General features: G+C 41.0%; 8 protein-coding genes and 1 CRISPR repeat array. All 8 genes read left to right on the forward strand.

Features of this window, described 5'->3' with window-relative positions; all coding sequences use genetic code 11:
- Window positions 1–6 precede the first annotated feature (6 nt).
- Window positions 7–228: direct repeats of the CRISPR family, unit length 28 nt; unit sequence GTTGAACAGTAACATTAGATGTATTGAA.
- Between the two features lie 327 nt (window positions 229–555).
- The 8 genes from BLS15_RS04125 (at window position 556) to cas2 (ending at window position 9,587) form a co-directional block, all read left to right on the forward strand.
- Window positions 556–1,260, forward strand: a complete 705-nt coding sequence (locus BLS15_RS04125; protein ID WP_090510117.1) for a CRISPR-associated protein Cas6 — start codon at window positions 556–558, stop codon at window positions 1,258–1,260.
- Window positions 1,261–1,281: 21 nt separating this feature from the next.
- Window positions 1,282–3,186, forward strand: a complete 1,905-nt coding sequence (locus tag BLS15_RS04130) for a hypothetical protein (protein ID WP_090510122.1) — start codon at window positions 1,282–1,284, stop codon at window positions 3,184–3,186.
- A 26-nt stretch (window positions 3,187–3,212) separates the two neighbouring features.
- The gene (locus tag BLS15_RS04135) at window positions 3,213–4,202 is read left to right on the forward strand and encodes a type I CRISPR-associated protein Cas7 (RefSeq protein WP_090510126.1); all 990 of its coding nucleotides are present in this window, start codon (window positions 3,213–3,215) and stop codon (window positions 4,200–4,202) included.
- 11 nt (window positions 4,203–4,213) lie between these two features.
- On the forward strand, window positions 4,214–5,014 hold the full coding sequence (gene cas5b, locus BLS15_RS04140; RefSeq protein WP_090510130.1) for a type I-B CRISPR-associated protein Cas5b: 801 nt from the start codon (window positions 4,214–4,216) through the stop codon (window positions 5,012–5,014).
- A gap of 80 nt (window positions 5,015–5,094) precedes the next feature.
- Window positions 5,095–7,773, forward strand: coding sequence for a CRISPR-associated helicase/endonuclease Cas3 (locus BLS15_RS04145; protein WP_090510134.1), 2,679 nt, complete (start codon window positions 5,095–5,097; stop codon window positions 7,771–7,773).
- Window positions 7,770–8,264: a CRISPR-associated protein Cas4 gene (locus tag BLS15_RS04150; protein ID WP_090510139.1), complete on the forward strand. Its 495-nt coding sequence runs from the start codon at window positions 7,770–7,772 to the stop codon at window positions 8,262–8,264. The genes BLS15_RS04145 and BLS15_RS04150 overlap by 4 nt, the downstream gene beginning before the upstream one ends.
- Before the next feature lie 18 nt (window positions 8,265–8,282).
- Entirely contained in the window at window positions 8,283–9,299 is a 1,017-nt protein-coding gene (cas1b, locus tag BLS15_RS04155) for a type I-B CRISPR-associated endonuclease Cas1b (RefSeq protein ID WP_090510144.1), read from the forward strand.
- Between the two features lie 6 nt (window positions 9,300–9,305).
- Window positions 9,306–9,587 (forward strand): CRISPR-associated endonuclease Cas2, encoded by a 282-nt coding sequence (gene cas2, locus BLS15_RS04160; protein ID WP_090510148.1) that lies wholly within the window; start codon window positions 9,306–9,308, stop codon window positions 9,585–9,587.
- Window positions 9,588–9,866: the final 279 nt, after the last annotated feature.

Genomic DNA, 9,866 nt, shown 5'->3' on the forward strand with positions numbered 1-9,866 from the left:
TGAAACGTTGAACAGTAACATTAGATGTATTGAAATACGCGCATGTAGCTTTTTATGATATTAAGATCCATGGTTGAACAGTAACATTAGATGTATTGAAATTCTGTTAGCCGCTCATTCATTCTGTTCACCATCCCCAGTTGAACAGTAACATTAGATGTATTGGCGGAATGAACTCCGGAGTAACCAACAAACGTTTGGTTGAACAGTAACATTAGAAGTACAAAATTAATAAAAGCGCCACCTATACTGTAGCGCATTCTCTATTAAACAGTTTTCTGCTTTTGAAGGATATTAGTTTTAAAGTCTTATATAAAAACAAAATGATTCTTCCTAGCCGCTGTAAATAGTGGTACTATAGTTATAGGAAAATCACACCATGTGTTACTGTTGATTTTAGAAAATAATGTAAAGTCAAAAATTTCAATGCATCACACGCTACAGTTAAATGATGAATTATTTGATTACTCTCGTTCTATTTGCTTTACTATATCGTTTCAATACTTAGTCTGCAATAGGAAATTATATTCATTCTACTTAGGAGAGGGGAACGATATGTACTATGAAATGAAGGTAACGGTCATGCTGAAGCAATCGGGACATTATATAGAATGGCCTGAGCGCATAAGTGCTTGGATTGGACGGGCCAGCCTGCACGATCCTATGTTGAAACATTCACATTATGAAACCGCATACAAGCATTATGTGTATGGAGCGCCGTATCCGAGAGAGGCTGATGGAATCTACAAGAAGGGCAAAGTATATGTCATAGAAATACGGAGCTCAATTGAGCAGACGTTAAGACGTATCTCCGCTGCACTGCAAATAGAGAGTGGAGATGATTATCTCGAACTTCTCGCCGTATCGAGTGTGAATAGTAAAAGATTATCACATATAACCGAACTTACGACAGTGACTCCTGCAATTGTAACCATTGATAATAAGCCTTGGGTACCAGGTGGGGATATCGAACTATTGTTGAAGCAGGTGCACTCTAACGCAGAAAAGAAGGCCAACAGCTTGTTCCCGGATGAGCCGGTACGGCTTGATTATTATTTTGCCGAAGGAATCCAATTATTGAATAGCAAGCCAATTGCTTTTTGCTACAAAGGCCGCAAGCTGCTAGGCAACAAGTTCCGGTTGTTTATTCGTGAGGATGCTTGGTCGCAGCGACTGGCGCATGTCGTTCTTGGATCGGGGGCGGCAGAGAAAGGATCCATTCTAGGGGCTGGTTTCTGTCTTGCCAAGGGCCTGACCTAATAGCGAAAGGAGGGAATAGACATGCTGCACGACATATCAGATAGTTATATGCTGGCTAAGGGGAAATTTCAAAACGTCGTTTTTGATTGTCATCGGCCGAAGGAAGGCTTATATATCCGATTGCGGCTTGATCAGAGCTGGGAACAGCAAGCTGCCCAATTCGACGAGAACCATATGCTCATCCAAGCGAAGGAAGATGCTGCACCGAATCAACAGCAATTATATAATTGGTTCACCACAAGGGATTACTATAGTTCACTTATTACGATGAACAAAGCAGTAGATCCGGGCAAGCAAATCCATAGCAATAATCCATTTGCACTGTATGCCAAGCGTGAGGTGTTCTTGGGAGAGAAGCAGGGCAGCACATCTACCATGCAGGATCATGTGAATCGGTTTCTGGATATGACGAAGCCATATGAGATTCAGCAGAAGTGGAACAGTCTACTCCCGAAGAAGCTACAAAAAGGTGCCGACACGCTAACACTTGATGACTTGTTCAGCAATACAGAATACGCATCAGCTTTGGAATATCTCATCAGTGACGAACGAAGCGAACGAGTTGCTAGAGTTGCTGCATGGTATGCAAACAATTTACATCAATTGACGGAGTTTATTAAATCAATTGAATTTAGAAATTACATAAAACTATTCTTCATTCCTACGCAAGCTGACCACACCTTAGAATCACAACAATGTGAGCAAATGTATAGACTAGAGCACCTCCTTTATACCATTCCGAAAATATATAACAGCAACGATTATAATCAATTGGTTGATGGGCAATTAGTTGGATTGCCGAGCTTCAATGTCAGCATGAATAGCAAAAAGCCATATCTTGAACATAAAAGTATGCGTGTACAGGTTCCCATCCGTGTATCCCTGCAGGACGCTATTTTAATTAAGCACGCATCGGAATGGCTTCTGTCAAAACCAAAGAATATTATGAACAAGCTTTCTTACGAAAAGGACTTCACGTTATCTTCCACTACTAAGCCTGAAGGCGCTTATCACGTCTATATAGACGGGAAAGAGAATGAAGTTCTAGATTATGAGAACGTTCCTTTCCCTACGGAAGTATCAGTAGAAATCAGATTTAACAATGTATTAGAGATTACGATGGGGAAAGAGAAAATGAGAAAAGAGTATCCCCGTATCGAAAATGTCGAGCAGCTGCAGCGAGAAATTAGTCGCAAATTTTTCAGGGGACGCATGAATGAACAGTTTGTGCGTGCTGAACCTAAACCGAAAAACAAGGAGTTTACCTCTGTTATGGCAGCGCTGTTCATGCAGAGTAGACAAGCTTTTCATGACTGGTTGTATAAAGGGACGGAGATCACAATTCGTCCGCTTTTTGCACGCACTACATTGCGGCTCATTCAGGAGCAACTGATGTATGTGGAACCTGCCGGACAGAACAATGGGTATTCGCTTGACTTGCGCTGGCTTGCGGATGCAATGAACCTTAGACTGTCGTTAATATCTTATTTAGAACGGTATGAAGGAGGAATGACAGTGTCAGACCGTATTGCAGAAGTGATGAATTCGTTAAAGACGAAGCTGGAATCTGGTAATAGTGGTTGTATCTGTAGCGATGATAACGAATATTATTTCCTAGTGGGACAACTTGCCTATTACTTGAAAAGTCAATCAGAGGCGCAGCAGAAGACAGGTGACTTATTAGGGCCGTTCCTTATGGCGAAACGCAGTGAGCAGATGAAAGTTCGCTTACAAGAAGCCTATATTCTGCATAAGCACAAGATTAGACTTCAACATGTGAAGTTCAATCGGGCATTTTCGAGTGTGTTTGGTTATGTACCGGATGCTGATATGGATGAAGACGGCATGGAAATGTTTATGGCTGGCTTGTTCGCAGATAACTGGTTCTATGAGAAAAGCGAGAAATCTAGCAATTCCGAAGATTAATTTAGGTACTGAGGAGGAAGATCGCAATGGCGAAGAAGAATAACCGGGTCGTAGGATTGATTGGAATTGTAAGCAGAATGGCGAATTGGAATGCGGATTTTTCAGGTCATCCGAAGACGATTAGCAGCGGACAAATATTCGGCAGTGACAAAGCTCTGAAATATAGCATTAAGCGATATTGGGAAGAAGAAGGCCGCAAAGTGCTGTATATTCGTTCCTACAAGATGGCGACTGGAAAGGGAAAAGAGGCAGATAAATTGCAGCCTCGCTCACTTGATGAACGCTATGAAGAATTATTTGGAGAGAAAGTGTCCTCAAGTTCATCGGAAGTGCTGAATCGGTTATTTCAGTGCATAGATGTCATGAACTTTGGCGCTACGTTTGCAGTAAAAGAACAAAATATTGGCCTTGCAGGTGCCGTACAGATTGGACAAGGCTTCAATAAATGGGGCAAAGCTGCTGTTGAAGTACAGGACATTCTATCCCCGTTCCGCAATTCGAATGAAAAAAGTGCTGAGAAGGATGCTACTTCAATCGGTAAAAAGACGACAGTAGATGAGGCGCATTACATTTATCCATTTTCCGTGAATCCGAAGCATTATGATCATTATATGGATCATCCGGGCATGGAAGAATTCGAAGGATACACAGAAGAAGCGTACGAAGCCTTCAAGCAAGGAGCATTGATCGGAGCAACAATGCAGAATACGAACAGCAAGTCGGGGGCGGAGAATGCTTTTGCCTTATTTATTGAATTCAAAGCAGACGTCCCAGCTTATATGCCGAATCTTGATCCATATGTTTCTGTTAGAAAAAATAAAGAACAAACCATTTACGATTTAACAGCTATTGAATCTCTATTATCCGATGCAGATGATTGCATAGAGTGCGTAGAAGTGTATGTAAATCCTTATGCGGCGGATGTCGAACTAGCATATCCTCGGGCGAGTTACTTTAATATCTTTACACGTAAAGCGATTGCCCGGGAGAAACAGGAGATGGCTGGTCAGCGATAGGAGGGACAACGATGAGAGCACTCCGATTCGAGCTTAGTGGTGAAACTGCTTTTTTCAAGAAGCCAGATGTCAACGTTCATGCTTATTTTACATATAGTCACATTCATAAGGTTGCATTATGTGGATTGCTTGGCGCAATTATCGGTCTTAGCGGATACGCTCGACAGCATGAGCGCAATAGGATGAGGTCTACAGGTTCCAAGGCGGATGGAAGCGAGATTGCAATTTTTCCGGAATTTTATGAGGTGCTTCGGGATATTAGAATCAGTATTGTTCCTCATGGGGATCGGGGATATTTCCCTAAGAAAATTCAAATCTTCAACAATACAGTAGGTTACGCAAGTCAAGAAGCGGGCGGAGTATTGAATGTACGGGAGCAATGGATTGAGCGTCCGCATTGGACGGTCTATATAGCAGACTGTAAGGGGTTATCAGATCAGGTATTTGAAAAACTAGCTGATTATATATTGAACTCCAAAGCGGAGTTCATGCCGTACTTAGGAAAAAATGATCACCCCGCCACTATCTCGAAGCCATGCTTAATCGAATTGGAACAGTTGGATGAGGCCCCGTATTATATAGATTCTTTACGGGCAGCCCACATTGGATGTGATGCTCGTGGCACTATTAAAAATAGAGGGCTGCAGAGTTACTTTCAGGAACATATGCCTGTAGGCTTGAATGCAGACAATAATGGATATGTCACGCAACCGTTGGTGTATACCAATCAAGAGATTGATCCGGATACCTTGAGGGAATCCGATTGGAGCAGACTATGCGCAGATGGTGATCAAACATTGTATTTTCTATAATAGAGCATCACATTAAGCGCAGCTGGAAAGGGTGGTTTCGAATCCTTTTCAGCTGTTCTTTGTACGAAGGAGGTATTGAAATGCCGACGGATATGCACATCGCGAAGTGGCTAACAGATGAAGCGAGAGGAAAACTGCATGCACATCGTCCAAATGATGAGAGTTCACGCGCAGCAGAGACACTTGAGGAGCATAGTGATCTCGTTATGCAGTATGCAGAGTTGCTAATGACCAATAATGGAGCAGGCGAAGCTGTGGAACGGGCAATTAAGCTTCTAAAAATTGACGGAGAAGAATTGAGTGAATCTGTAAGGAACATCGTTCGGAGATATTTTGAACAGGCGATCTATCTTCACGACCTTGGAAAGGTAAATCCCGCGTTTCAGTGGAAGAAGATGAAGAACGGAGTGGTAGGACAGCGTGGCAAGCTGGGAAACAGTCACCATTCCTTGTTATCTTCGGTATTGTATCTACATATATATTTGTCTGAATTACGAATCATGGAACAATCAGGCGAATTATCTTCAGGCAAGCGCCGTAACAAGAAGATATTCGCTTTTTTGCGTCATGTTCTATATGTATTTGCTTATGCAATTTCCCGTCATCATACCTATTTAGGTGATTTGGAGGAACCTGCTGGCGATCAATTAACTGTATTTGAAAAAGATATTCAGCGCATGCATGAACTGGTTCGAGAGAACCCTGATTATGTGTTCTACTATCGGCAGAAAGATTCCTTATTGCAGGACGAAGCTTTATTTCAAGATATTATGGCGGCCAGAAATGAACGATTTACTGACATGCATCCGCCATTTCCAATGTACAACCTTATCAAGCTCCTGTATTCCATTTTGGTATCGTCAGATTTTCGGGCTGCTTATCATTATGCAGAGCAAAAAACGGTTGAGTTGCAGTATTTCGGGAAAGCGGTTCCCCTTCAGCCAGTCATTGATGCCTATCAGTGGGGCGAAATATACAAAGGAATCATGCGTTATCAGCAAAATCCAGAAACTTCGGAATTAAGCGAGATGAACCGTTTGCGCGCTATGCTGTTTCTGGAAACGGATAAACGATTGCTGAACAATATCAACGAACACATCTTTTATCTTGAAGCCCCTACCGGATCGGGAAAGACCAATATGTCGATTAATCTTGCCTTACAATTGCTTAATAGCAATGTAGGTCTTAATAAACTAATTTATGTGTTTCCTTTCAATTCGCTCATCGAACAAACCAAGAAAACCTTGGATGATGTGTTTGCTCCAATAGCGTCTAATCAGTACAAAATCGAAGTTATTAACTCGATTACACCTATGGTTACCGTCTCCGAGCAGGAAGCGGTAGAGGGAAAAGATGAGAATAAACGCAAACCAGACTTTGATTATAAATCGATTCTTCTACAGCGTCAGTTGCTTCAATACCCAGTGACTTTAACCTCACACGTTAATCTGTTCAGTTATTTATTTGGAACGGGAAGAGAGTCGAATTTGGCATTTGCCTATCTGTGCAACAGTGTCATTGTTCTAGATGAAATACAGAGCTATCGGAACGTATTGTGGAAGGAAATCATTCACTTTCTGAGGTCTTTTGCAGAGATTTTGAACATGAAGATCATTATTATGTCTGCCACATTGCCGCAATTGGATTATTTGTTGGAACGAACAGCTGAGGACAAGTGTGCAGAGACGTATTCCTTGGTACATAGCAGTGAAAAATACTTTACTCATCCGCTCTTTCGTGATCGGGTACAGCTTCATTTCGAATATTTAGCAGAAGGAAGAATCGATATGGAGTTCCTGCTGGATCATGTTGTTGAGATATTTCAGGAACGTAAGCAGCGGGGAAAAAGCAACCGCATCTTGATCGAGTTTATTAGTAAGAACTCAGCACGCATTTTCTATGATATGATTCGTCAACATGTAGGCATGTCTGTCTATGAATTAACAGGTGACGATAGCCACTATTATCGCAATGAGCTGTTGAAGCTGTTAGGAAAAGACGAGAATGGTAACTTCCTCACACAAGAGGTAATTGTAATAGCTACCCAAGTGATTGAAGCGGGTGTGGACATTGATATGGATATCGGCTTCAAAGATATTTCAATGCTAGACAGCGAAGAACAATTTCTTGGGCGTATAAATCGCTCTTGTAATCGAGCGGATTGCCATGCCTTTTTCTTCGATATGGACAAGGCGAATATGATCTATCGCAGTGATTGGCGTACAGAGTATGATCTCTATCATGCAAACTATCAACAAATGCTGCGTCATAAGAACTTTCAAGAGTTCTATCAGTTGAATATGAGGCGAATTCTGGAGTCTCGTCAGCGAGCGGATCAGAACAATTGGAATTATTTCATCAATGACGTGCAGTGTCTGAACTTCCCGGCAATACAACGACATATGGAGCTTATACCCGATAAGAACGTTTCTTTATTTCTTAACTATAATTTGGATTCAGAAGAGGGTGAATTATGCGGTGAAAGCGTATGGAGAGACTATGTTCGTCTAGTTAGCGATCGACAGATGGATTACTCTGAGCGAATGGTCAGATTATCTATTGTAAGGCAGCAGATGAACTATTTTACTTACACGTATCGTGTTGTGAATGGAGAAACTCCGCGCATATATACGGAGCGAATCGGATCGCTGTATTATGTTCCGAATGGAGAGGAATATATGGATTGGAATGAGCAGACAAGGGCCATGAAGTTCAATCGGTTCGCTTATGAGCAGAATGAGAGGGGGCCTCTGCTTTGAAAATAACAGGAACAATGGTGAATTATTATATTCACTGCCGCAGACAATGCTGGCTATTCGCAAATGGTGTGAAATTGGAAGATGACAGCGAAGATGTGCGTATCGGAAAGGTTATGCATGAGTTGCAAAGCGAAGGCAAACAAAATCGGGAAGTAGCAATTGAAGGCATTAAGGTAGACAAGCTTACGGATCGTTATGTGACAGAAATAAAGAAATCTGATGCTGATGTTGAGGCTACGAAATGGCAGACGCTTTATTATATGTATGTTCTAAAGCAAAAAGGGATAGAGCGCAAAGGAATGCTTCAGTTTGTCGAACGGAATAAAGGAACGAGCAGGACGATTGAACTAGAGCTCGATGCGAAGACGGAGGAAGAACTAGTAATAATGCTGAAAGAGTTAGAGACATATATTCATCAAGAACGGCCGGATAAGGCTGTTGAAGATAAGAAATGCAAACGTTGTGCTTATTACGCCTACTGTTTTCTTTAAAAGATGGGAGGGGAATACATGTCTAGAAACAAGTCTGCTTCTTCAACAAGGTATATTCGAACTCCAGGGACACTGGGAAGAGAGGATAACTCTTTAACCTTTCGCAATGAGAAAGGAATTATTCATTTGCCGATTCACGGAATTAAGGAACTCTATTTGTTAAATGAAATATCGCTGAACAGTAAGCTGTTTTCATTTTTATCAGCTGCAGGAATAACCGTTCACTTCTTTGATTATTATGGTCACTTTAGAGGCACCTTTTATCCGAAAGAAGCGAGGGTTAGCGGGAAAGTGAAGCTTTTACAGGCCAAGGCTTGTCTGGAACGAAGGATGCCAATTGCCAAAGCTTTTGTTTTAGCGATTGCGCTTAATATTCACGAAGTGCTCTATCATTATTACAAACATGGGAATAAGGAGATCAAGCCTTATTTGGATTGGTTAAAGCAAGATGTCCCTCTCCTGTTGGACAAAATTAATGATATTCCCCGTCTTCTTAGTGTGGAAGGTGAGGTGTGGCGCCGATTTTATGATACTTTCAAGACATTTCTACCTGAGGAATTTAAAATGAATAAGCGGGTTAAGCGACCGCCAGATAATCCTTTAAATGCCATGATCAGCTTTGGGAATATGATATTGTATACGAAAACGATAACTCAAATCTATCATACTCATCTCGATCAGAGCATTAGCTTTTTACATGAACCAAGTGACAGGCGGTTCTCTTTAAGTCTTGATTTATCAGAACCTTTTAAGCCGTTACTAGTATATCGAACGATTTTTGAACTTGTAAATAATCGCAGAATTCAAGTAGGAAAGCATTTTGAGAAAAAGTATAATTATTGCCTTCTTAATGATGCGGGGCGAGATGTTTTTATAACAGCGTTAGAGGAGCGGATGGAGCAAGTATTCGATCATGGAACATTAAAAAGAAAGATAAGCTATTTAACCGCTATTAAGTATGATGCGTATAAATTAAAAAAACACATTGTTGAAGAAACACCGTTTATGCCTTTTCTTCTTAAAGAACGGAGATGAGTGAGCATGGGAAAGAATTATAACTATGTTATTTTAGTTTACGATATCGGAGAAAAGCGTGTAGGACGCGTTTTTAAATTATGCAAAAAATATTTAGTGCATTTTCAAAAATCAGTGTTTCGTGGAGCAATTACACCTGCGAATTTATTGAAATTGCGAGGTGAATTGAAGAAGGCAATTGATAAAGAATCTGATTTTGTAGCAATTTTCAAAATGACTGGTGACTATGTGTTTGATGAAGAGATTATTGGGGTTAGATTGAACAACTCTGAGTCTTTACTGCTCTAATTTTCCCAACCTCTTTCGTACATAAAATTGTTCGATCCTTTGTGCAGCAAGGGATTAGATCGATTTTTGACTCGTTGAAAGAATTATGCACTCCCGGTTGGGAAACAAATAGCGAAAACCGCGTGGCTGTAGTAAAATTGACATTGTGAAAGTAATGAAAAACCTGATTTTACTAGGTTGAACAGTAACATGAGATGTATTGAAATTTCAGACACGCGAGGAAGCAACGAGGATTAACGCAAGTTGAACAGTAACATGAGATGTATTGAAATCAAGCTA

Origin of the sequence: Paenibacillus sp. cl6col, from assembly GCF_900102125.1 — a bacterium.
GTDB lineage: Bacteria > Bacillota > Bacilli > Paenibacillales > Paenibacillaceae > Paenibacillus_B > Paenibacillus_B suaedae.